The organism is Pantoea vagans (assembly GCF_001506165.1).
Classification (GTDB): Bacteria; Pseudomonadota; Gammaproteobacteria; order Enterobacterales; family Enterobacteriaceae; genus Pantoea; species Pantoea vagans_C.
Genome location: NZ_CP011427.1, coordinates 1,849,272 through 1,871,563, shown reverse-complemented (window position 1 = coordinate 1,871,563; position 22,292 = coordinate 1,849,272). Strand labels below are relative to the sequence as shown.

Here is a 22,292-nt window from a genome sequence, read left to right as displayed (position 1 = left end):
CTGAGGTTCTGGCACCTTCCCCTTACTGCCAGCGCGTGAAAGTGTCTGGCAGACGGGCAAAGATGATCGTGAGAGAGCTCACAGAACCGCATCAGGGTAGAGTTGTGAGCGTTACCGCATTTCCATCAAACACTTGGGCGATCTTGAATAAAACGCCATTTTCCTGCGCTGGACGGTTCAAATTTCAAGGTAAGGTGCCGAACGCCTGAGTAGACTCGGTTGCAAAGTTGTTAACGAGAGGCGCATCATGACCGTTTTGCACAGTACAGATTTCTTTCCTGAGGGAAACTACGCGATTGCCATTGAGCCGCGCGTACCGCAGTCGGCCTTCCCCGAACATCATCATGATTTCCATGAAATTGTGCTGGTTGAACAAGGTTCCGGCATCCACGTGTTTAATGGTCAGCCGCAAACCTTATGTGCCGGTTGCGTCTGTTTTATCCGCGATCACGACCGTCATCTGTATGAACAAACGGACAATCTGTGTCTGACCAATGTGCTGTATCGCAGTCCCGCGGCGTTTCGCTTTCTTTCCGGCTTGCAGTCACTGCTGCCGGGAGAAGAGGATGGCAACTACAGTTCGCACTGGCGTATTAACAACAAGGTTATGGCGCAGGCGTTGCACATTGTGACGCAGATGAAGCAGCAAGCGATCTGGTCACTGGAGCGCCAGGCGCACCAGGAGCAACTGTTTTTGCAACTGCTGGTGCTGCTGCGCGAAGCCGGTCACAACGATCAAGCGCAGGATCAGGAAGCACGTCTGCATCGGTTGCTGGACTGGCTCAATGAGCACTACAGTGAAGATATCGTGTGGGATGCGTTGGCCGATCGTTTCTCGCTGTCGTTGCGTACGCTGCATCGTCAGATGAAACAGCAAACGGGTAATACGCCGCAGCGCTATCTCAATCGGTTGCGTCTACTGCAGGCAAGACATCTATTGCGTCATAGTGATATGCGCATTACCGACATCGCTTACCAGTGTGGATTTGGTGATAGCAACCACTTTTCTACCCTGTTCCGGCGAGAATTTGGCTGCGCGCCCCGAGCGGAGCGCCAGCAGATGATGTAATCGGAGTTTTTCATGTCGCTGATATTGAAGCGCGAAGACTATTTCCCGGCCACCAGTCTGCCGATAGCGGTGGCCGAACGCATGCCGCAACCCTCCTTCCCCCCTCATCGCCATGAGTTCAGTGAGATTGTCATTGTCTGGCGTGGCAATGGCTTGCATGTGCTGAACGATCGCCCCTGGCTGATTACCTGCGGGGACGTGTTCTACATCCGTGATAATGACTGTCACAGCTATGACAGCGTCAACGATTTGGCGTTGGATAACATCCTTTACTGCCGCGATCGTTTCCGTTTGAGTCTGGACTGGAGCCAACTGCTGCCACCGGAAGAGGCTGATGCGCCCAGCTGCTGGCGCTTAACCACGCGCGGCATGGCGCTGGCGCGCGGAGTGATCAGTCAACTTGAACGCGAAAGCCGCAAAAGTGATTCATTATCCATTCAACTTTCTGAAGCGCTGTTCCTGCAATTAGCGTTGATATTGCGTCGCCATGGCTATGCCGCCGATCGCCCGTGGGCGCTGCCAGAGGGAGAACAGCTCGATCTACTGATGTCGGCTTTACAAGGCGCGCTGCATCGTCCGTTCGATCTCAATCTGTTCTGCCAGCAAAATCAACTCAATGAACGTGCACTGAAACAGCTTTTCCGGCAACAAACAGGAATGACGGTTGGGCACTATTTGCGCCAGCTGCAATTGTGTCAGGCGAAGTATCTGCTGCGCACTCAGGATTGTTTGATCAGTGAAGTCGCCGCACGCTGCGGCTTTGATGACAGTAACTACTTTTCGGTGGTGTTCACGCGGGATACCGGCTTGACGCCGAGTGCCTGGCGTCAGCGCTTTGTGCCACAGCGCGAGCCTCAGGACACCTCAAAAGCCTGACGATGCAGATAGCACGTCAGGCTCTCATGGCGTCTTTAGTTAGCCATGCCCAAGCCGACAATGTTTGCGGCGATGATGATCACCACACACCCCAGGGACAACACGCGCACCGGACGTTTCCCTACCGCATTCCATTCTTTCAAAATCAAGCCAACCAGCCCGCCGCACAATACATACAGGCTCATGTGCAGCATCCAGCTGACAAAATCATACTGTGGCGGGATCTTGGCGTGGCCCCACGCATAGAAGAAGAACTGCAGATACCACATGGTGCCGCCAAGAACCGCGAAGGCGATGTTGGCTATCAGCATCGGTTTGGCCACCGAGAAATCCCGACGAACCGACAATTCTGGTTTCACCGCCAGGCGGATAAAGCAGAATGCCAGATTCACCAACGCCCCGCCGCCCATAATCACCACATAGCTCGGCAGTGCCACATACAGCGGGTCAATGCCCAGGTTCGCCGCTGCTTCATGCATCGGTTTTGCTGCATCCATGGCGAACGACATGCCCGCCGAGAAGATGCCGCACAGCACCGCCAGCACTAACCCTTTCTTCAGGTTAAACTCTTCCGCATTGATGCCAAGTGCACGCTCTTTTAACAACCCCGCACGCGAGACAATCGCCACCCCCACTAACGCCACCAACACGCCGAGCAGTGTCATTCGTCCACCCGGTGAACTGAACAGCTCAACGAAGCGGCCCTGCAGTAGCGGTGTCATCAGCGTGCCGACCACCAGCGTAATCCCGATGGCAATCCCGATGCCCATCGACATGCCGAGATAACGCATGGTCAAACCGTAGTTGATGTTCCCGACGCCCCACATGGCACCAAACAGAAACACCGGCAACAGTTGCGAGAGGCTAAAACTGCTGTAGTACGCCCAGAAGTTGGGCAGCAGCACGGCACTGACCGCCCATGGCAGGATCAGCCACGACATCACGCCACCCACTGACCACATTGTTTCCCATGACCACTTTTTTACCTGCTTAAACGGAGCATAAAAACATGCGGCACTGGCGGCACCCACCAGATGCCATAAAATACCGGCAAGAATGGCACTGTTCATTGTTATTCCTTCGTAAGGTTGAGGCCCACAGGAAACCGAGAGTTTCCCGATTACTGGCAGTCTACGGTGCGCCGCTTTTCGTCAGCCTTTGAATGGCTGCCGGAAAGCGTAGAGTGCTGGCAATATTCGGCGGGTCTTCAACACCAGGATCACAAAATCGGTTTTGCAGTTAAAACAGCGATTATTTTTTATAAGTGACTTATTATTGGGGATATTTTTCTTTTTTGTTGTGTTGATCAACACAGTTTTTGACTGACTGCCAGCTTGCTGCGTAACATGGCACCCATACAAAGTCGGCCTCTGTGCTTCCCCAGGAGACGTTATCGCCGTATAACGTTGGAAAAATCATCGGAACGAAGGATTGAGATGAATAGCAAAAGGTTGACGCTGCTGCTGTCACACCCGGTAAGCCGCGTGATGCTGGATGACATCCGCGCCATCGTACCGCCTCAGGCGTTGAACGTTTTCATTAATGGATTAGATGAAGATCGCTATGCCACACTCGATTGTGTTCAGAGTGAAGAGAACTGCGCCTTGCTGGCGTCGGCGATTGTGGTGTGGCGTCAACTCGGGCACGTTCACCGTATTCATTATCAAAAAGGCGAACATCTGCGCCAGGTAGATGACGCTACGCAATTCCAGTTATTTAGTATGATGAAGACGCACCGCGCCATCGTTCAACTCGCTTAACACTCAGGATCGCTATGAAAATCGGACTACTTTTCCCCATTGCCATCATCATTGCTGGCGTCAGTTTCCTTGCCTGGTTTATCGCCAGTGGCGCCGCGATGCCCGGTTCCTGAGTTTTTAAGAACAATTCCTTCGGATTGCTAACCCGCTGAATGCGCGGCATTTCATCAGGAATGCTGCGTCTGTCGTGCTGTTCTTCCCTTCTCTGCCATCCCCTCATCTGCGCTGGCAATGACAAAAAGGTGCTACACCTTGATCTGTTTCACTCTGCATTTCACACAAAATTAACGAAACCGATCGCGGAGCCCTACATATGACAACACACCATCAACATTACATTAATGGCGCGTTTGTAGCCGACCAGCATGATAAATGGATTGAAGTGATCAACCCTGCCACCGAAGCGCTGCTCTCACGCATCCCTGAAGGCACCCGGCAAGACGCCGCACAGGCGATTGCTGCTGCAGAAGCTGCGCAACCCGGTTGGGAAGCGCTGCCCGCAGTGGAGCGTGGTCAATGGCTGCGTAAGATTGCCACCGCTATTCGTCAGCGTGAGCCGGAACTCACCGCCACCATCGTGGCAGAAGGCGGTAAGACGCAAGGCCTGGCGCAAACCGAAGTGATGTTCACCGCCGATTATCTGGACTATATGTCCGAGTGGGCGCGTCGTTACGAAGGCGAAATCGTTAACAGCGACCGCCCAAATGAAAACATTTTCGTGTTTAAGAAAGCCATCGGCGTCACCACGGGCATCCTGCCATGGAACTTCCCGTTTTTCCTGATTGCGCGTAAAGCGGCGCCTGCCCTGATCACCGGCAATACCATCGCCATCAAACCCAGCGAGTTGACGCCAAACAACGCGGCTATTTTTGCCCAAATTATCGATGAGATTGGTCTGCCGAAAGGTGTAATCAACTTCGTGTATGGCTACGGTCCAGAAGTGGGCCAGGAACTGGCCGCTAACCCTACCGTGGGTTTGGTCAGTTTAACGGGCAGCGTAGGTGCGGGCATCGCCACCATGGAAGCGGCGGCCAAAAATGTCACCAAAGTGTCGCTGGAACTCGGCGGTAAGGCTCCAGCTATCGTGATGGATGACGCCGATCTTGAACTGGCGGTAAAAGCGATTGTCAGCTCTCGCGTGATCAATACCGGACAAGTGTGTAACTGTGCAGAACGTGTTTATGTGCAGGAAGGCATTTACGACCGCTTTATCACTGCGCTCACCGCGGCGATGAAACAAGTGAAATTCGGTAACCCGGCGGAACAAACTGATATCGATATGGGGCCGCTGATCACAGCAGCGGCGCTCGGGCGCGTAGAGCAGAAGGTGGCCAATGCGGTAGCGGACGGCGGTAAAGTGGTGTTAGGCGGCAAACGCGCAGGCGACAAAGGCTTCTACTTTGAGCCCACCATCATTACCGGCGTGCGTCAGGAGATGGAGATCATGCGTGAAGAGATCTTTGGACCCGTCCTGCCGGTGATGACATTTAAGACGCTGGATGAAGCAGTGGCATTGGCCAATGACTGCGAGTATGGCCTGACCTCATCGATTTATACCCAGAATCTGAACACCGCAATGATCGCGCTGCGTCAGCTGAAGTTTGGCGAAACTTACATCAATCGCGAAAACTTCGAAGCGATGCAAGGCTTCCATGCGGGCTGGCGTAAATCGGGAATTGGCGGTGCCGATGGACGTCATGGTCTGGAGGAGTATCTGCAAACACACGTGGCGTATTTGCAGTTCTCTTAATTAAAACTTCAGGCTGGCACCCTGCCAGCCTGAAGTTTGCAGGGAAACGTAGCGGCGCAATTTATTGCGCAAACAGGGGGCGGCCTTCAGGCCGCCCCCGCAACTCAGGACACGCGCTTCTGGCTGCGCAGCAGTGCCAATCCACTTAGCACTGACATCGCCATCAGGTAGTAACCTGGTGCCAGGCTGGTACCTGTCGCATTGATCAACAGCGTACAAATCAACGGTGCAAAGCCACCAAATACCGTCACTGCCACGTTATAGCTGATCGCCATGCCGCTGGCTCGGGTACCAATCGGGAACAAGTCCGCCATCACCGAGGGCACGGTCGAGAAGTAGATCGACTTAAGCAAGGCCATCCAGCACACCAAAATAATCAGGGTGGTCGGCGTGGTGTGATTGACCACCAGTTTGAACGCCGGATAGATAGTGACGATCAGCAAAATCAGTGAGCCCCACATCAGCGGCACACGTCCTACACGCTCTGCCCACAACCCCATGACTGGCGTCACAACGGTAAGAATCACGCCCGCCAGCAAAGTAGCGGTAAAGGCAACCGAACCGGATAAATGCAGATTTTTGGTGGCGTAGGTCGGCACGTAGTTCAGCATATAGTTGACTGCCGTTGAGATCACCATCAGGCCAATCGCCAACAACATCAGCTCTTTCTGACGCCCAAACAGACGCTTGAGCGGTGCGGCTTCAGGCTGTTGTGCCTCGAAGCTGGCAGGTTCATGCACGTGGCGACGGATATAAATCCCTAACGGACCAATCAACAGGCCGAAGGCAAACGGTATACGCCAGCCCCACTCCTGAATCTGGCTTTCACTGAGGATCTGCGTCAGCCCAAGGCCAAACGCCGAAGCCATCAAAGTACTGGCACCCTGTGTAGCAAACTGCCAACTGGCGATAAAGGCTTTGCGCTCGGGAAAATGTTCCACCAGAAACGCGGTTGAGCTGCCAAATTCCCCGCCCGCAGAGAACCCCTGCACCAGACGCGCCAGCAAAATCAGAATCGGTGCCATCAAACCAATACTGGCGTAACCCGGCATAAAGGTAATCACCGCGCCGCCCAACATCATCAGGTTGATCGATAACAGTAAGGCTTTTTTACGACCATGACGGTCGGCATAGTTACCCAATACAATTGCGCCCAGCGGACGGATCAGGAATGAAACACCGAAGCTGCCAAACGTCAGTAACAACGACACCGAGGGGTCGCTGGTTGGGAAGAAAGCATGGGCAATATAGCTGGCAAAGAAGCCATACACCGCGATATCAAACCACTCCAGCGCATTACCGATACAGGTGGCAAACAGCGTTTTGTGCAGATTTGGCTTGGTCGCACTCAGCGGTGCCGCCGTGTTGAGGGTGCTCATGCTGCACCTCCTGTATGTTTACGATGCTGTGCCACTAAATCGCTGCCTTTCTCACCGAGATCCCACAGCAGCCGGGTCATCATTTGCAGACCTTCACGCGCGATCGACTTCAACATATGTTCGTTGACGCCATGCTGACCACAGGCCGGATAAGAGTGCGGAACCCATAGCGTGGGGAGGCCGAGAATGTCGGAGAACACTTCGTTAGGCAGTGAGCCGCCCAGATTCGGTAACAGCGCCGGCTTTTTGCCGCTGGTTTCTGCCATGCTGGATAACACCCAATCCACCAGCGGATCGGTCGGATCCAGCCTGGTGGCCGGTGATCCCCGCATAAACTCGACCTTCACATAGCCAAAGCTCTGCTGCGCAAGATGGTCGCTGATATGTTGCGCCAGATTCTGCCAATCGGTGCCGACCACAAAGCGCAGCTGACATACCGCTGTTGCTTCACCAGGGATGGCATTCATCGGTCGCGCGGGGTTACCGGTCAGGAATGACAGCACCTCCAAGGTATTCCAACCGTACAGACGCTCTGTTGGCGTCAATAACGGCTCGCCCCAGTTCGCGTCGATTTCGGGGTCGCCTGGCATGCCACCCACTTCGATATCACTGAGGATGTCGCGCACCTGCTGGGTCAGCGAATTCGGTTTTAGCGCTTCAACCTGTAACACGCCCTGCGCGTTAACCAGTGAGGCAATGGCATTCGCCAGTTGTGTACCCGGATTGGTGAGTAAGCCACCCCAGTTGCCAGAGTGGTAGGCGTTGTCGCGGGCGGTAATGGTCAGACGGAAATTCACCGCGCCGCGTGAGCCGAGGAATAAAGTCGGTCGCACCGCATTCAAACGCGGACCATCGGAAGCGATAAACAGGTCCGCTTTTAACAGTTCACCATGCTGCTGGCACAGTTGCGCCAGACCCGGTGAGCTGATCTCTTCGCCCATCTCAAACAGCAGTTTGCAGTTAAAGCCGAGGCGGCCACCGCGCGCTTGGAACACCTGCTCCAACGCCGCCAGATTCACACAGTGCTGGCCTTTGTTGTCTGCGCTGCCGCGCGCGTACCAACGATCGCCTTCTTCGACCAACTGCCAGGGCGATAAACCTTCGCGCCAGTTTTCATCATCGCCGAATACCACATCACCATGCCCGTAACTCAGCAAGGTCGGCAATGCGGGATCTTCGATGCGCACGGCCACCAGGAAAGGACGATGAGCGGCTTCGCTGTTCTCAATAAAATGCAGGGTAAAGCCCAGCGCAATCAGCTGCGGGCCAATCTCATCCTGTAAATAACGCTGTAATTCGCTGTCGCGATCCTGACGCTGGCTTTCGGTACGCTGCGTGACGCGCCGTGCCAGTATCCGCTGAAATTCCCCGCTATCGAACCAGGCGGTGGCCTGTTGTACCGCGTGTTGTGCTGTCATGTTTGCTGATCTTTTATTCGTATTATGGTTTTGTCATCTTTGCTGAAACACTGCTTTGCCACAATTATCAATTTATCGAGTAAGATTTGCTTTTAAAGCAAAGCTTGGTTGCCCGTTTTCGAGGCATGCACCAGCATGAGGCACGCGCATGTTAAGTAATGAAATCCGCTATTTTCTCGCTGTCGCCAATACGGGATCGCTCAGTGCGGCCAGCGAACAGCTGTTTGTTGCCGTCTCCGCCATCAGCCGTCAGATTCAACGCCTGGAAACTCAGGTTGGCGTGCCGCTGTTTGAACGCCATGCCCGGGGCATGGTACTGAACGAAGCCGGGGAAATTTTTGCCAGTCACGTGCGCAAAAACATGCTGGATATGGAGTATGCGCTGGCGGAGATCAAAGGGCTGAAAGCCGTGCGCCGCACGCAAATACGCGTTGCCTGCACCGATGGCTTGGCTTTCACGCTGTTGCCCACGCTGATAGCCACCTTTCGCGAAGGCAATCCAGGTATTTTGTTTGATATTAAAGTCGCCAGCACGCAAGGCGTGGCGGAACTGTTACGCAGCGGCGAGTGCGATGTCGCGTTGCAATTCAGCCTACACGCTGAGCGCGGCGTTGAGGTTATCGGTTCCTGGCCCGCGCCGGTGCTGTTAGTGATGCATCAGACGCATCCGCTGGCCAGCTCACCACAGGTGGCTCTCAGCGACATCAGCCACTATCCGCTGGCCCTGCCACAGCAAAACACCACGGTACGCCAACTGTTCGAGCTGGCGAGCCATATGAGCGGCAACCTGATTGAGCCGGTTATTACCTGCGATACCTTTTCAACGCTGTTCCAGTTTTTACTACGTACGCCGCTGGCCTTAACGATTTGCAGTGCCTTTACGGTGTTGCAGGAGGCAGAAACCCATGGCTTGGTGCTGCGGTCGGTGGGGATTGATCAGCTTAGCCAGCGTAATCTGCAATTGCAGGCGCAATCAGGGCGGCCCCGTAGCGCCGCCCTGAATGTGTTTTTGGCTTTTTTACAGCAGCAGCTGAGTGCGTTGACTAATTCTTAATATCGACCGGATAGAAGATATGTTTGCCAAAAGGATCAATTGTATAGCCGCTGACCGACTTGCTCACCGGCTCGAAAATCGTGGAGTGCGCAATCATCACGGCAGGCATTTGGTCGTGCATGATCTGCTGTGCTTCGCGATACAGCGCTATACGCTTGTCGTGGTTCTGCTCAGCGCGCGCCTCGGTAATGATCTTCTCAAACGGTTGATAACACCATTTAGATGAGTTAGAGCCGCCGTTTGCCGAGGTGCAGCTGTAAAGTGGGCCAAAGAAGTTATCTGGATCGCCGGTTGCCGTGGTCCAGCCCATCAACGCCGCCTGATGCTCGCCGCCCTTCACGCGTTTGAGGTATTCACCCCACTCATAGCTGACAATATTGGCTTTGATGCCCACCTGCGCCCAATCGGCCTGAATCATCTCGGCCATGCGTCGCGCATTAGGATTGTAAGGACGTTGCACCGGCATCGCCCATAATGAAATTTCGGTGCCCGGCTTGATGCCAGCTTCCTGTAACAAGGCTTTGGCTTTCTGCGGGTCGTAGTCGTAATCTTTCAGATCCTTATCCGCGCTCCACACATCCGGCGGCAGGATATTTTTCGCCACGGTTCCGGTGCCTTTGAAAATCGCGTCGATGATCGCCTGCTTGTTGATGGCCATCGCCAGTGCCTGGCGTACTTTGACGTTATCCAGCGGTGCTTTGGTGGTATTGAACGACAGGAAGCCAGTGTTCAAGCCGGATTTTTGCTCCAGCGTTAAATCTGGGTTAGTGCGCATCTTGTCGAGATCGGCCGGATTAGGAAATGGCATCACCTGACACTCATTTTTCTCCAGTTTGGCATAGCGAACCGAGGCATCAGGCGTGATGGAGAAGACGATGCGGTCCAGTTTCGCTTTGCCCTGCCAGTAGTCCGGGAAGGCTTTATACAGAATGCGCGAGTCCTTCTGGTACTGCACCAACTCGAACGGTCCAGTGCCAATCGGTTCCATATCCACTTTTTCTGGCGTACCGGCTTTCAACATCTGGTCTGCGTATTCGGCTGAATGAATCGAGGCAAAATACCACGCCAGATCGGCGAGAAACGGCGCTTCGGCATGTGCCAGCGTGATGCGCACTGTATTGTCATCGACTTTATCGATGCCTTTGATCAGCTTCGATAATTCAAGGCTGTCGAAGTTAGTGTAATTGCCCCCCGAGACGTTGTGGTACGGATTTTTCGGGTCCAGTTGGCGCATAAACGAAAAGATCACATCATCGGCATTCAAATCACGCGAAGGCTCAAACAGTTTATTGCTCTGGAACTTCACGCCCTTACGCAGATGGAAGGTGTACACCGTGCCATCTGGGCTGATGTCCCAGCTTTCCGCCAGGCTGGGCACCAGCTCAGTGGTGCCGGGTTTGAAATCGACCAGCCGGTTGAAAATCGGCACGGCACTGGCATCCACACTGGTACCGGAGGTGTATAGCTGTGGATTGAAGTTTTCCGGAGACCCTTCAGAACAGTACACCAACGTCTTCGCTGACACCCCGCCAGCCAGTGCCAGACCTAAGGCACTGAGTGTGAACTTCACCATCATCTTTTTCATTTTCGACCTCGTTTTTATTGACTTCCATGAGCCCTCATCGGTATGTATTGATTATTAACATGATTTATCTGCTGTGTGTAATGCACATCGCGCAAAGCTTATAAGGAATAGTGATGACAGAGCCTCTTGTTCGCCAACTGACCCAGCGTTTCTATCGTTATCTGGCGGTCTCCAGCCAGAGCGATGCCAAATCCACCACCTTACCCAGCACCCCATCGCAACATGCTATGGCGGAACTGCTGGCAGAGGAGTTGCGTGAATTGGGTTTGAAAGATGTGGTGATTGATCAGCATGCCACCGTGACCGCGGTGAAACCTGGCAACCGGCCCAACGCACCGCGCATTGGCTTTATCACCCATATCGATACCGTGGACGTTGGCTTATCACCCGATATCCATCCACAAACCCTGGCGTTTAAAGGTGAGGATTTGTGCCTCAACAGCCAGCAAGATATCTGGCTGCGTGTGGCGGAACATCCGGAGATTGCACCTTATGTGGGTCAGGACATCATCTTCAGTGATGGCACCAGCGTGCTGGGAGCCGACAACAAAGCCGCCGTAACGGTAGTGATGACCTTGATGGAAAATCTCAAGGGCGATCATGGCGACATCGTGGTGGCGTTTGTGCCTGATGAAGAGATTGGCCTTCGCGGCGCGAAAGCTCTTGATCTGGAGACACGCTTCAACGTGGATTTCGCCTGGACCATTGACTGCTGCGAGCTGGGTGAAGTGGTGTATGAAAACTTTAATGCGGCGGCGGCTGAACTGGTGTTTACCGGTGTACCGGCGCATCCGATGTCGGGCAAAGGGGTGCTGGTTAACCCGCTGCTGATGGCACACGATTTTATTTCACGTTTTGATCGCTTAGCCACGCCTGAACATACCGAAGGCCGCGAAGGCTATATCTGGTTTAACGATATCAACGCCAATGCCAGCCGCGCGGTGCTGAAAGCTTCGATACGTGATTTCGACCTGGTCGGATTTGATGCGAAGAAACAGCAGTTGGTGGAAGTGGCGGATGAGATTGCTGCGCTCTATCCCACCGGGCATGTGGCGTTAACCATCAGCGATACCTACAGCAATATCAGCAATGCTGTGGGCGAAGATCGTCGGGCGATTGATTTGATTTTTGCGGCGTTGGATCAGGTGGGCGTGGAGCCGAAAGTGATCCCGATGCGTGGAGGCACGGACGGTGCAGCGCTGTCGGCTAAAGGCTTGTTGACGCCGAACTTCTTCACCGGCGCGCACAACTTCCACTCACGTTATGAGTTTTTACCGGTGCCATCGTTTGTGAAGTCGTATCAGGTGGCCGAAGCGTTATGTTACTTAGCCGCTAAATAATTTTGTGTGGTGATTAACCAGGTGCACCTGAATGCGCACCCTACGACCGTAGGGTCGCCATTTATGGCGACCTGGCTAACAGCTGTTATTTGCTGGCTGTTACATCAATACCTGGGAAGAATTTCGCCGCCAGCCTGGTGACAGTACCGTCAGCCTGCACTTTGCTAATCGCCGCATCCAGCTCACCCTTCAGCTTGGCATCGCCCTTACGCAGACCAAAACCAATACCAGAACCAAGGATGGTGTCATCTTCAACCGGTTTGCCGACGAAGGCGAAACCTTTGCCCTGCGGCTTATCGAGGAAGCCAGACTGTCCCGCGGCTGACATCACCAGCGTGCCGTCAAGGCGACCTGCCACCATGTCGTTATAAACCTGGTTCTGATCCTGATAAGAGGTGACGGTCACGCCCTGCGGTTCCCAGTGCTTCTTCGCGTAAGTTTCCTGGATAGAACCCTGCAGTACGCCAATGTTTTTGCCTTTCAGCGACTCCGCGGTTGGCAGCAGTTTCTCACCCTGCTTCACGATGAGCATGGTAGGAATGCGGTAGATTGGCTTGGTGAAGTCGATGCTCTTACCACGTGCTTCGGTGATGTTCATCGCTGAGTTGATGGCATCGAATTTCTTCGCTTGCAGCGCAGGGATCAGCGCATCAAAGCTGCTCTCCACCCACTTACAATCAAAGTTACCCACCTGACAAATCGCTTTGCCCAGTTCGATATCAAAACCTTCCAACTCACCCTGCGCGTTGCGGCTTTCGAACGGTGGATACTGTGATTCCAGTCCGTAACGTAAGGTTTCCTGCGCCAGCGCGTGTGCAGAAGTCAGCATACCCACAGCCACAAACAGTGCGTTTAACTTTTTCATTATTCTTCCCCTAATTACCCTTTAACCCGGCACAGCGCTTCTGCGCCAGCCTGCAGTGTTGCGTCGTCTTTCGCGAATGACAGGCGAATTAATTTATTGTCAGTGCCGTCCATATAAAACGCCGACAACGGAATGGTGGCCACACCGTGATCGACGATGAGACGTTTTACCATTTCACTGTCGCTTTCGTCACTGAAATGTCCGTAACTGGCCAACATAAAGAAGGAACCGGCACTTGGCAGCAGCTTAAATGGTGAATCTTGCATCAAGGCCAGCAGGCGATCGCGCTTTTCCTGGTAGAACGGCGAGAGCTGCAGGTAATTTTGCGGGTCCTGTAAATAGTGGGCAAAACCGACCTGCATTGGAGTATCTGCCGCATACATCATGAACTGATGCACTTTGACGATCTCCTCCATCAACGCTGCTGGCGCCAGCGCATAGCCGACGCGCCAGCCGGTGACGTGGAAAGTTTTACCGAATGAAGAGACCACCACGCTACGCTGCGCCAGCTCCGGATGCGTCGCCATACCGCAATGGGCACGACCATCAAACAGAATGTGTTCATAAACTTCGTCAGACAGCACCACGATATCGGTGTTGCGCGTGAGTACAGCCAGCTGTTCCAGATCGGCCGGTGTCAGCACCTGTGCACTCGGGTTGTGCGGCGTGTTGATGATGATCATGCGGGTGCGTGGTGTGATGCTGGCACGCAGCTCATCCCAGTTGATGGCGAAATCAGGCACCTGCAGTTTCAGGCCTATCGGCGTGGCACCCTGTAAGCGCACCACTGGTGCATAACTGTCGAAGGCCGGCTCAAAGAAAATCACCTCATCACCGGGATGAACTAACGCGGAAATCGCCATATAGATGCCCTGGCTGGCACTGCCGGTGATCAGCACTTCGCTTCCTGCATCATATTGCTGGCCGTAAAGCGTGTGGACTTTCTCTGCCAGCGCTTCACGCAGTGCCGGTAAACCGGTCATGGACGCGTACTGGTTATGTCCTTCACGCATCGCTTTGCTGACCAGTTCCACCAACTTCGGATCGCAAGGGAAATTCGGTGCGCCCTGAGACAAGTTGATAGCTTTGTGCTGTGCTGACAGTTGGCCGATGACGCTAAAAATCGTCGTGCCGACATCAGGTTGTTTGGAAGAGATGTTAACACTGCTATTGAGGGTCATCGTTGCTCCGCAAGGTTGCATAACCAATTAGGTAAAGTAGATTTCTATTCAACGGCGTGCTGCTTGAGTCGACAAGCGATTTGTTGTCATAATAGCCATGATTAAAAATCATAGCTTGAGGCCGCCATGTCCCGTTCTGCTCTACCGCTAAATGCCATCCATGCATTTTTGGTGACCGCACGCCATCTCAATCTGACGCGTGCGGCCATTGAGCTGTGCATCACCCAGGGTGCAGTGAGCCGCAAAATCGCCACGCTGGAGAGTTGGCTGGGATTTGCTCTGTTTGAGCGCCATGCGCGTGGGCTGCATCTCACCGCGCAAGGTGCAGCCTTGCTGCCAGAGCTGCAACAAGGTTACGCGATGCTGCTCAGTGCCACGGAAAAAGCCAGCCGTAGCAACGCCTCAATACGATTAAAAGCCCCCACCTGCGCGATGCGTTGGTTAGTGCCACGTCTGGTGGCACTGGAACAGCAGCGCCCTGAGATTCATGTGGCACTCACCACCACGCTGGATCATGCCTCGCTGCTGGAGAACTATGACGCCGCAATTGTGTTTGGCGCCCCACCGGCGGGGTCAATCCGCCTGTTTGATGAGCAGCTGACACCCGTGCTGGGCAGCCACATTTCCCCTCCGGGTAGGATCAGCGATCTGGCTAAGTTCACCTTTTTACATCCCACCAATGATATGCGTGACTGGCAGCTGTGGTTTGCTAAGCAAAACGTGCATCTGCCCATGTCGCGTAACCAGCATTTCGCCACCATGGATTTGGCAATCAGTGCAGCAATGCAAGGGTTTGGCGTGACGGTGGCAGATGTGACGTTAGTGCAAAATGATTTAGCCAATGGTCGGCTAATTGCCCCGTTTGCGGATTGTGTCGCAACCGGGGCCGCCTATAGCTTGTTACAGCGTTCGGAAGAGGATGCGCCACCGTTCCTGCCGGAACTGGTGGCGTGGCTATGTCAGTCTCAGAATGAGACCCAATCGTCGGCACTGGCCGATTTAGGCTGAACGGCGGTGGCAGGAGCCAGCACGGGACGGCGCAGTTCGCTGTGTTTAGATGCTGAAGCTACCTGACTCACCGGTGTGCTATCGGATAAGCGGAATTTCGCCACCGATGCCTGCAGCTCTTGCGTCTGACGCTCCAGGGCGCTGGCCGCAGCGGAAACTTCCTCAACTAATGACGCATTTTGCTGGGTGACGCTGTCCATCTCGGTCACCGCGGTGCCCACTTGTGAGATGCCCTTGCTCTGCTCTTCGGATGCCGAGGCAATGTGCTTCATGATCTCATTGACGTCCTGAACCGATTTGAGAATCTGGCTCATGGTCGTGCCTGCGCTGCTCACCAGTTCGGAACCTTTACCGACACGCTGTACTGAATCCTCGATAAGCGTGGCGATCTCTTTAGCGGCGTTGGCACTGCGCTGTGCAAGGTTACGCACTTCACTCGCCACCACCGCAAAACCACGCCCTTGCTCACCCGCGCGTGCGGCTTCTACCGCGGCGTTCAGCGCCAGAATATTGGTTTGGAAGGCAATACTATTGATGACGTTGGTGATCTCAGCAATTTTCTTCGAACTACCAGAGATGCCTTCCATGGTGGTCACGACTTCACCCACCAAATGACCGCCCTGCTGCGCCGTGCTGGTGGCTGTTTCGGCCAGAACACTGGCCTGACGCGCGTTGTCGGCGTTGAACTTCACGGTGGCGGTTAACTGCTCCATGCTGGCAGCCGTCTGCTCCAGTGCCGCTGCCTGCTCTTCAGTGCGCGAAGAGAGGTCATTATTGCCCGATGAAATCTCTGCCGCACCGCGGTAGATATTTTCCGTGCCGCTGCGAATCGCACTCACGGCGTCGCGCAGACTGTCCTGCATAGCACGTAGCAGCGGCACCAGCTTACCCACACAGTTACGGCCAAAATCCTCAATTGGCTGGCTCAAATCCCCTTGGGCGATCACCGTAAAGTGATTGCGCACACGCTCCAGCGGTTTTACCAGCATCGCCACCAGGTAGCGATCGGTGAACAGCAGAATCACCAGACCAAACACCACCGCGACCAGAATGATCATCTTGGTCATGTTAGTGAGTTTATCGACATTGACGCGGGTTTCATCCAGCTTGCTGCCTGCCGCTTTGTTGAATGCATCAGCACTGGTACCAAATGCGCGGCTCAACGCTGGCGTCACGTTATTTGCCTGTGCCCGATAGGCTTCCACTGTGCCCTGTTGTGCTAACGAAACCTGCGGTGCGATACCCTCGTCCAGCAGTTTTTGCCAGTTAGCAATCACGCTGTTGGCGGTTTCGCTGTCCATTGGACCGGGCGCCATGGCTTTAAATTGCGTGAGCTGATCTTTCATATTGTCCAGCGCTTGCTGTACCGGTGCGAAGGCTTCGGCGGTAACGACAGCGCCCGCTGCGCGCCCCTCCATCACACGTGACAAACGTGTGACTACGCGGAAATATTGATCGTTTCCTTTGCTCAGTACCGTCATCTGATTGACTAACTCACGGTCAATCTCATTCCCATCGCCGAGGGCATTAAGCGAGTGAACGCTGAATAACCCAACTGCACACCACAACAGGCAGAACAAGCCCAGAATGGTCAGCATCACGGCGCGAATAGTGAAGTTTTTTAAGATACCCATACATAATCCCTTGGTGTGAAACGCGAAGGAGGCCCGATAAAATAGGGCATATTGCGTTTATCGGCATCGGTTAGGGAAAATGTAACGGTTTAACAAGCTAATTAATTGCTGGCTGCTTAAGGCGGATAGAATTGGCTAACAATATTAATCAATGGGTTAGCGGGAAATTTGCCTTAAAAAATCATTTGCGCAATTTCACTATTAGCGCACTTATCAAAGTTTGACGTGGTTGCGCATCATCATGCGGAACAGTCGCAGGCGTCCTCGCATAAATTTCGCCTTTAATACTGACTGAGGCTGACCGTCGTGACCAAACGCTAAAGTCAGGTCTGCATGCGGTCGCCAAACCGGCCAGGCTAACTCACCCCGCAGTTCCGAACTAAATTCCGTGGCATCACGCGCAAAAGTGACCCAAAACGCGCTGACCTTTCGCGCGAAAGCTTGATCCGTCTCGGTGTAAGCCTGCGCTACCGGCGGTGTCAGCGTGCAAAGCGTATTGAACACATAAGGAATTTCATTGCCGTGCCAGGTGCCGTGTGGATAGAGATCGCGTGCATTCTCTGAGACATAGTCGAACCAGTAACGCCAGGCCGGCATTCCAATATCGTGTTGAGATTGCGCGACCAGCAATGGCATCACCGTGAAGGCCATGTCCCGCGCTACCGAGCGGCCTAATAACGTATCGTCATGAATATCGTATAACCATTTCATCAGGCTATAACTAAAGCGGTTTTTCTTACGCATCTGCTGCAACACCTGCGCGGCATCAACACCAAAATAGTCCAACACGCTGGCTTCATCACTGTTGCTACCCACCATCAGCGGCACGCGATGCTGTTTGCCTGCCATAAAAGTGTCCAGCATCGGTTTAGGCAATACCGTATCACCACTGATTGCCACCGGTCCTAATCCCAGCGATCGCTGCAACGACCAAAACTGGTCGGCAGGTAATTCACGCAATTGCGCTGCAGTGGCCTGTTCGGGCAAACCAAAGTGTGCCGCGACCTGCTTACCAATCTGCTGCGCTTTTTTACGTGGCACATCCGGCAAGCTATAAGCACTCTGCACAATCCCTTTGTGAAACAGCCCTTCTGCCAAGGGTGAACAACACAGCGACAGCACGCTGCGCGCCCCCGAAGACTCGCCGAACAGCGTGATATTATGGCGATCGCCGCCAAATGCCGGAATATTACGCTGAACCCACTGCAATGCCGCGATTTGGTCTAACAGGGCGAAATTATTGACTACCGATTTGGCCTGATATTCGGCATCCAGCGCAGGATGCGCAAAGAAACCGAAATGGCCCAAACGATAATTGAGCGTCACCACAATCACGCCCTGCGCTGCCAGGGCTTTACCACGGTAGGGATCGAGGCTGCCAGCGCCGATGGTAAAGCCGCCGCCATGCAGCCAAACCATCACGGGCATCGGGTGCGAAGGCTCGACGTCCGGCGTCCAGATATTAAGGTAAAGGCAGTCCTCACTAAAACAGCCCGGATCACCACCGCCAACGGCCACACAATAGTCACGATTCTGCCAACTGGCATTGCCCCACTCGGTGGCATCACGCACCGTTTTCCAGGGGGCGACCGGCTGCGGTGGACGCCAGCGTAATTCGCCTACCGGCGCGGCGGCGTAAGGTATTCCCTTGAAGACAAAGAGATCATCATCAATCAGGCCTCTGAGTTCGCCCTCTGCGGTCATAATCCTCAGACGTCGTTCGTTTTTCATCTCGGGTTCCCGGATAATGCGTAGTTCCATTATTTGCAGGCCTTGCACGAATGTCCATGTTCCGAAAGCATTTGCAGATTAAGCCGAAGCAGCATTCGATCCACTGAACAACACCATCAAATTTTTTGGCTAACCCTGGCATGGCAATTTGTTCTAAAGTTTTAAGTTAACCTGGCGAGACGGAGAAGCGCGATGTTCGGTGGAATCAATCAGATGTTCAACCGGATGAGTGATCACCCGGATTTCGGTAAACTGCTGTTACGTCTCACATTTGGCGGCCTGCTACTGTTTCATGGCGAATTCAAAGTGATGCATGGCGTCGACTGGATAGCCCATTTGCTGGCCGTAAAAGGTATGCCAGGTTTCATCGCTTACGGTGCTTACATCGGGGAAATAGTGGCACCTGTGATGGTGATCATCGGTTTAATGACGCGCCCAGCGGCCTTCATTATTGCGGTGAATATGATTGTCGCGACCTTACTGGTAAAAATGGGCGCCATCTGGCATCGCACGGATGTGGGTGCCTGGTCTCTGGAAACAGAAGCCCTTTATTTGCTTGGCGCGCTTGCCATCATGTTTTTGGGTGCCGGGAAGTACACGCTGGTGCGTGATTCGCGCCTGCAATAAATAATAGAAGAAAAAATAGCCGGTCCGATGGAGGGGATTGCCCCTCCACAGGCCGGCTTTCTCAAGCTTAGACAATGCCGCAACGCGCCAGACTGCGCTGTTGCATCTGCTGATAGAGCGCCATTTCGTCTTGCACCTTTGCACCCAAGGCGGCTTCAAAATCCGCGCGACTGGCATTTCCGGCGCTACGCGCCTGCACTTCATCACCCAGATTAGACTGGAAAATGCCCGCTGCACTCACTGGCAGAAAATCTTCATAGATAATTGGCTCGGCCTGCAACCGCCCCTCAGCGAGCAACTGCGCCACGCTTTCACCCGGCTGTGGACGCTGATGTTCCCCTTTATCGGTTAAACGGTAGCGGAACCATGCCAGCTCCTGCTCCCGCAGCGAGTCCTCAACATCGGGAAAGTCACGAAATACGGCACTGAGATGCTGCTGATGATGCTGGTTGTCGCGGCCGGTTCCCGCTTCCGCCAACAGACGGTCATAGAGTGCACGGCCTTTCGGCGTCAATGCGGCACCGCGCTGCTCAATCTCACCAAAGCGCGCCGTGTGGGTACCCGGCGATCCATCGTTAAAATGCACTGCCTCTTCCAGCGCTTTAAAGCTGGTTTGACGGAGCAAAATCGGCACCTGCCGTTGAGGTGGCCCCTCAATCAGCGTTTTCGGATCAATACCGCGTGAGGGCATCAGCGCTTGCACGCGGTCAATATCAAGGGTGCGCGGTGTGAGATGGTTAATGTGACAGCCCTGGAAGCACACAACATCAGCCACCAGACGATGCTGCTGAGACAAGGCGTGGTAAGTGTTACTGTCCACCGTGGTATGGGCATGCCAGCGGAAGGTTTCCAGTGCCTCTTTGACGAAACGGGCCGCATCAGCGGCATCTAATCCACCCTGTTGCTGATGCCGGGCAATTAACGCTCGACACTCTGCAGTGAAAATATCCCGCGCCGCTAAAATCGCAGCGGCCTGTTCGCGCAATGCCGGATCATCAATCAATTCCAGTCGCAGCAAGGAGGTAAAGACGCGGAAGGGATTACGCCGCAGCGCACTGTCGCTGACAGGACGAAAAGCCGTAGAGTGAACCGGCACACCCGCCTGGGACAGATCGTAATACCCCACCGGTTCCATACCCATTACAGCAAACATCTGCCGTAGCATACTGAGTTCAGCAGCCGTTCCCACACGAATCGCACCATGGCGTTCAACGCTTAGACGGGTCAGTTCATCGGCGGCTGCCAGGCGGTTTTTTAAGGCGGGATTGGCTTCCAGCGTGCGTTCATTCACGGCGGTGACCAGTTGCGTCAGCGTGCCATACTGAGGCACTTCTTGCTGATACATACTGGACATGGCCTGGGAGAACAGCGTGCGAATGGCATCGCTGGTGAGAAGGTTTTCCATGGTCATCACCTCGGGCTAAAGGATTGTTGCTAATGTAGATCAACCCTTTAACGCCGTGGGAGAATTTCGTCGAACTGTGATCGCCCTGTCACTCAAGCCGCTCGGCCTGGTCACCAAAACGACACTTCAACGCCAGCATGATGGTGGTCAAAACGGCCGGGATTGCCAGCAACAGGAAAATCTGGCTGAAGGACCAGCCGAGAGAAAGCAACTCTGCGCCTACAAACGCGCTCATAATTGCCCCCACGCGCCCAACGCCGTGCATCCAACTGGACCCGGTAGCACGTGCATGCGTAGGATAATAGCTGGCGGATAAGGCATTCATGCCAGTATTGGCCCCGTTGAAACAGAAGCCACTGAAGAAGGCAATCGCGCTCATTAAGCCCACCTCAGCCGGTGAGAAGCCCAGCGCGACTATCGCAATACCCCCACAGAAATAGATCACTGCCAGAGCGATATTGGCATTGATGCGGTCCATCAGCCAACCGGCAAACAGCGAACCCACGGTACCGCCCGCCTGATACATGGCGGTGACAATAGCTGCTTCCGTGACGGACATGCCCAAAGTATTAATGAGTGATGGCATCCAACTGCCGATCAGATACACCAGGAACAAGCCCATAAAGTAGCCGCCCCACAGCATCAGGCTGCCAAACAAGTAGCGCGATGACACCACCGTGGCCACCGCACCTCGACGCACGGCGACATGTTCACTGGATTGATAATGGCTTTCAGGCTGGACCGCGCCAGGCAACATACGTTCAAGAATGGCATGAATGCGTGCAGCAGGCGCACGGCGACTGATCAGAAACCGCACCGACTCAGGTAAACCGCGCAACAAGAATGGCAGCACAACCAAGGGCAACACGCCGCCCATCAGCATCACCGAATGCCAGTCATAGCGAGGTAGCAACCAGGATGCGGCAAATCCACCGGAGGCGGCACCAAAGGTAAAGCCACAAAACACCACGGTAATGATGAAAGAGCGGCGGCGCTCAGGTGCGTATTCCGCCACCAGCGTCCCGACATTCGGCATCGCCGCCCCCAACCCCAGGCCGGTAAGAAAACGGAACAGCATCATCTGTTCCACGTTTTGCGCCATGGCGGTTGCCAGCGTCCACAAACCAAAGAAGCCGACGCTGAGTAATATCATGACCCGGCGGCCATAGCGATCGGCTAGTGGCCCAGCAACCATCGCGCCTAACGCCAGCCCGATCAGTGCTGCACTGATCACCATGCCGAGTTGATGGTTGGTTACGCCCCAACTGACTTTCAATGTCGGGGCAATAAAGCCCATCAGCGCAATGTCCATACCATCCAATGCCACAACGATGAAGCACAGTGCAATCAGGCGCTTTTGCCAGCGACTGAGCGCACTCTGATTAATGAGCTGGCGAACATCTACGGCTTCAACGCTGGTCACGGATTAACTCCTGCACTTTCATCGTCTATACCCGTCATACTTCGAACCGCAGTTGCGTTGGCTGCGCGTGCTCACCCCACTCACTTACTGATGTAAGCTCCCGGGGATTCACCCACTTGCCACGTGATTTGGCCTGCGGGCCAGCGCAAGCGCTTTTGTGCTGAAATTCGAATTATTTAGGGTATAT

19 protein-coding genes are annotated in these 22,292 nt (G+C 54.2%); 9 read left to right on the top strand and 10 right to left on the bottom strand.

Translation table 11 applies throughout. The features are described from left to right. Window positions 1-247 precede the first annotated feature (247 nt). Window positions 248-1,069, top strand: a complete 822-nt coding sequence (gene rhaS, locus LK04_RS08665) for an HTH-type transcriptional activator RhaS (protein WP_039334387.1) — start codon at window positions 248-250, stop codon at window positions 1,067-1,069. Window positions 1,070-1,081: 12 nt separating this feature from the next. Beyond that, complete coding sequence (gene rhaR / locus LK04_RS08660) at window positions 1,082-1,945, top strand: HTH-type transcriptional activator RhaR (protein WP_039334384.1); 864 nt, start codon at window positions 1,082-1,084, stop codon at window positions 1,943-1,945. A 35-nt stretch (window positions 1,946-1,980) separates the two neighbouring features. On the opposite strand, the gene rhaT is transcribed toward rhaR, so the two are convergent. Further along, window positions 1,981-3,015 carry an L-rhamnose/proton symporter RhaT gene (gene rhaT / locus LK04_RS08655; protein WP_039334381.1) on the bottom strand — a complete coding sequence of 345 codons (1,035 nt, stop codon included), beginning with the start codon at window positions 3,013-3,015 and terminating at the stop codon, window positions 1,981-1,983. A gap of 366 nt (window positions 3,016-3,381) precedes the next feature. Between rhaT and LK04_RS08650 the strand changes: the two genes are divergently transcribed. The 3 genes from LK04_RS08650 (at window position 3,382) to aldA (ending at window position 5,455) form a co-directional block, all read left to right on the top strand. Next, window positions 3,382-3,705: a hypothetical protein gene (locus tag LK04_RS08650; RefSeq protein ID WP_039334379.1), complete on the top strand. Its 324-nt coding sequence runs from the start codon at window positions 3,382-3,384 to the stop codon at window positions 3,703-3,705. Between the two features lie 14 nt (window positions 3,706-3,719). Continuing rightward, the gene (locus LK04_RS20645; protein ID WP_008108862.1) at window positions 3,720-3,818 is read left to right on the top strand and encodes a YoaK family small membrane protein; all 99 of its coding nucleotides are present in this window, start codon (window positions 3,720-3,722) and stop codon (window positions 3,816-3,818) included. A gap of 200 nt (window positions 3,819-4,018) precedes the next feature. After that, on the top strand, window positions 4,019-5,455 hold the full coding sequence (gene aldA, locus LK04_RS08645; protein WP_039334377.1) for an aldehyde dehydrogenase: 1,437 nt from the start codon (window positions 4,019-4,021) through the stop codon (window positions 5,453-5,455). A 104-nt stretch (window positions 5,456-5,559) separates the two neighbouring features. On the opposite strand, the gene LK04_RS08640 is transcribed toward aldA, so the two are convergent. Beyond that, window positions 5,560-6,834, bottom strand: coding sequence for an MFS transporter (locus LK04_RS08640; protein WP_039334375.1), 1,275 nt, complete (start codon window positions 6,832-6,834; stop codon window positions 5,560-5,562). Continuing rightward, the gene (locus tag LK04_RS08635) at window positions 6,831-8,252 is read right to left on the bottom strand and encodes a M20 family metallopeptidase (protein ID WP_039334373.1); all 1,422 of its coding nucleotides are present in this window, start codon (window positions 8,250-8,252) and stop codon (window positions 6,831-6,833) included. Before LK04_RS08635 ends, LK04_RS08640 begins: the two co-directional genes overlap by 4 nt. A gap of 148 nt (window positions 8,253-8,400) precedes the next feature. Here LK04_RS08635 and LK04_RS08630 point away from each other — a divergent pair, with 148 nt between their 5' ends. Further along, entirely contained in the window at window positions 8,401-9,306 is a 906-nt protein-coding gene (locus tag LK04_RS08630; RefSeq protein ID WP_039334371.1) for a LysR family transcriptional regulator, read from the top strand. Here the strand turns inward: LK04_RS08630 and LK04_RS08625 are convergent. Continuing rightward, window positions 9,296-10,891, bottom strand: coding sequence for an ABC transporter substrate-binding protein (locus LK04_RS08625; protein ID WP_039334369.1), 1,596 nt, complete (start codon window positions 10,889-10,891; stop codon window positions 9,296-9,298). The genes LK04_RS08630 and LK04_RS08625 overlap by 11 nt on opposite strands. Before the next feature lie 113 nt (window positions 10,892-11,004). Here LK04_RS08625 and pepT point away from each other — a divergent pair, with 113 nt between their 5' ends. Continuing rightward, entirely contained in the window at window positions 11,005-12,231 is a 1,227-nt protein-coding gene (gene pepT / locus LK04_RS08620; RefSeq protein ID WP_039334366.1) for a peptidase T, read from the top strand. 85 nt (window positions 12,232-12,316) lie between these two features. Here pepT and LK04_RS08615 read toward each other — a convergent pair whose 3' ends face one another. Then, on the bottom strand, window positions 12,317-13,096 hold the full coding sequence (locus LK04_RS08615; protein WP_039334364.1) for a transporter substrate-binding domain-containing protein: 780 nt from the start codon (window positions 13,094-13,096) through the stop codon (window positions 12,317-12,319). A gap of 14 nt (window positions 13,097-13,110) precedes the next feature. Continuing rightward, window positions 13,111-14,277, bottom strand: coding sequence for a methionine aminotransferase (locus tag LK04_RS08610; protein WP_039334361.1), 1,167 nt, complete (start codon window positions 14,275-14,277; stop codon window positions 13,111-13,113). Window positions 14,278-14,403: 126 nt separating this feature from the next. On the opposite strand from LK04_RS08610, the gene LK04_RS08605 reads away from it, so the two are divergent. Then, window positions 14,404-15,285 (top strand): LysR substrate-binding domain-containing protein, encoded by an 882-nt coding sequence (locus LK04_RS08605; protein WP_039334359.1) that lies wholly within the window; start codon window positions 14,404-14,406, stop codon window positions 15,283-15,285. Here the strand turns inward: LK04_RS08605 and LK04_RS08600 are convergent. Next, on the bottom strand, window positions 15,243-16,919 hold the full coding sequence (locus LK04_RS08600; protein WP_039334357.1) for a methyl-accepting chemotaxis protein: 1,677 nt from the start codon (window positions 16,917-16,919) through the stop codon (window positions 15,243-15,245). The two genes, LK04_RS08605 and LK04_RS08600, sit on opposite strands and share 43 nt — an antisense overlap. 213 nt (window positions 16,920-17,132) lie before the next feature. Further along, window positions 17,133-18,650, bottom strand: coding sequence for a carboxylesterase/lipase family protein (locus LK04_RS08595; protein ID WP_039334355.1), 1,518 nt, complete (start codon window positions 18,648-18,650; stop codon window positions 17,133-17,135). Window positions 18,651-18,842: 192 nt separating this feature from the next. On the opposite strand from LK04_RS08595, the gene LK04_RS08590 reads away from it, so the two are divergent. Next, a complete protein-coding gene (locus tag LK04_RS08590; protein ID WP_039334353.1) occupies window positions 18,843-19,277 on the top strand; it encodes a DoxX family protein in 435 nt (144 codons plus the stop codon). A 67-nt stretch (window positions 19,278-19,344) separates the two neighbouring features. Here the strand turns inward: LK04_RS08590 and LK04_RS08585 are convergent, their stop codons facing one another. Next, the gene (locus LK04_RS08585; RefSeq protein WP_039334351.1) at window positions 19,345-20,682 is read right to left on the bottom strand and encodes a VOC family protein; all 1,338 of its coding nucleotides are present in this window, start codon (window positions 20,680-20,682) and stop codon (window positions 19,345-19,347) included. An 88-nt stretch (window positions 20,683-20,770) separates the two neighbouring features. Beyond that, complete coding sequence (locus LK04_RS08580; protein ID WP_039334349.1) at window positions 20,771-22,105, bottom strand: MFS transporter; 1,335 nt, start codon at window positions 22,103-22,105, stop codon at window positions 20,771-20,773. Between the last annotated feature and the right edge of the window lie 187 nt (window positions 22,106-22,292).

What these genes read in the sequence shown, in the direction of transcription:
- rhaR (WP_039334384.1), top strand. Translation starts at nt 1,082, where the DNA reads ATGTCGCTGATATTGAAGCGCGAAGACTATTTCCCGGCCACCAGTCTG.
- LK04_RS08595 (WP_039334355.1), bottom strand. Translation starts at nt 18,650, where the DNA reads ATGAAAAACGAACGACGTCTGAGGATTATGACCGCAGAGGGCGAACTC.
- LK04_RS08585 (WP_039334351.1), bottom strand. Translation starts at nt 20,682, where the DNA reads ATGGAAAACCTTCTCACCAGCGATGCCATTCGCACGCTGTTCTCCCAG.
- LK04_RS08590 (WP_039334353.1), top strand. Translation starts at nt 18,843, where the DNA reads ATGTTCGGTGGAATCAATCAGATGTTCAACCGGATGAGTGATCACCCG.
- rhaT (WP_039334381.1), bottom strand. Translation starts at nt 3,015, where the DNA reads ATGAACAGTGCCATTCTTGCCGGTATTTTATGGCATCTGGTGGGTGCC.
- aldA (WP_039334377.1), top strand. Translation starts at nt 4,019, where the DNA reads ATGACAACACACCATCAACATTACATTAATGGCGCGTTTGTAGCCGAC.
- LK04_RS08615 (WP_039334364.1), bottom strand. Translation starts at nt 13,096, where the DNA reads ATGAAAAAGTTAAACGCACTGTTTGTGGCTGTGGGTATGCTGACTTCT.
- LK04_RS08600 (WP_039334357.1), bottom strand. Translation starts at nt 16,919, where the DNA reads ATGGGTATCTTAAAAAACTTCACTATTCGCGCCGTGATGCTGACCATT.
- LK04_RS08610 (WP_039334361.1), bottom strand. Translation starts at nt 14,277, where the DNA reads ATGACCCTCAATAGCAGTGTTAACATCTCTTCCAAACAACCTGATGTC.
- LK04_RS08650 (WP_039334379.1), top strand. Translation starts at nt 3,382, where the DNA reads ATGAATAGCAAAAGGTTGACGCTGCTGCTGTCACACCCGGTAAGCCGC.
- LK04_RS20645 (WP_008108862.1), top strand. Translation starts at nt 3,720, where the DNA reads ATGAAAATCGGACTACTTTTCCCCATTGCCATCATCATTGCTGGCGTC.
- LK04_RS08625 (WP_039334369.1), bottom strand. Translation starts at nt 10,891, where the DNA reads ATGAAAAAGATGATGGTGAAGTTCACACTCAGTGCCTTAGGTCTGGCA.
- LK04_RS08635 (WP_039334373.1), bottom strand. Translation starts at nt 8,252, where the DNA reads ATGACAGCACAACACGCGGTACAACAGGCCACCGCCTGGTTCGATAGC.
- LK04_RS08605 (WP_039334359.1), top strand. Translation starts at nt 14,404, where the DNA reads ATGTCCCGTTCTGCTCTACCGCTAAATGCCATCCATGCATTTTTGGTG.
- LK04_RS08630 (WP_039334371.1), top strand. Translation starts at nt 8,401, where the DNA reads ATGTTAAGTAATGAAATCCGCTATTTTCTCGCTGTCGCCAATACGGGA.
- LK04_RS08640 (WP_039334375.1), bottom strand. Translation starts at nt 6,834, where the DNA reads ATGAGCACCCTCAACACGGCGGCACCGCTGAGTGCGACCAAGCCAAAT.
- pepT (WP_039334366.1), top strand. Translation starts at nt 11,005, where the DNA reads ATGACAGAGCCTCTTGTTCGCCAACTGACCCAGCGTTTCTATCGTTAT.
- rhaS (WP_039334387.1), top strand. Translation starts at nt 248, where the DNA reads ATGACCGTTTTGCACAGTACAGATTTCTTTCCTGAGGGAAACTACGCG.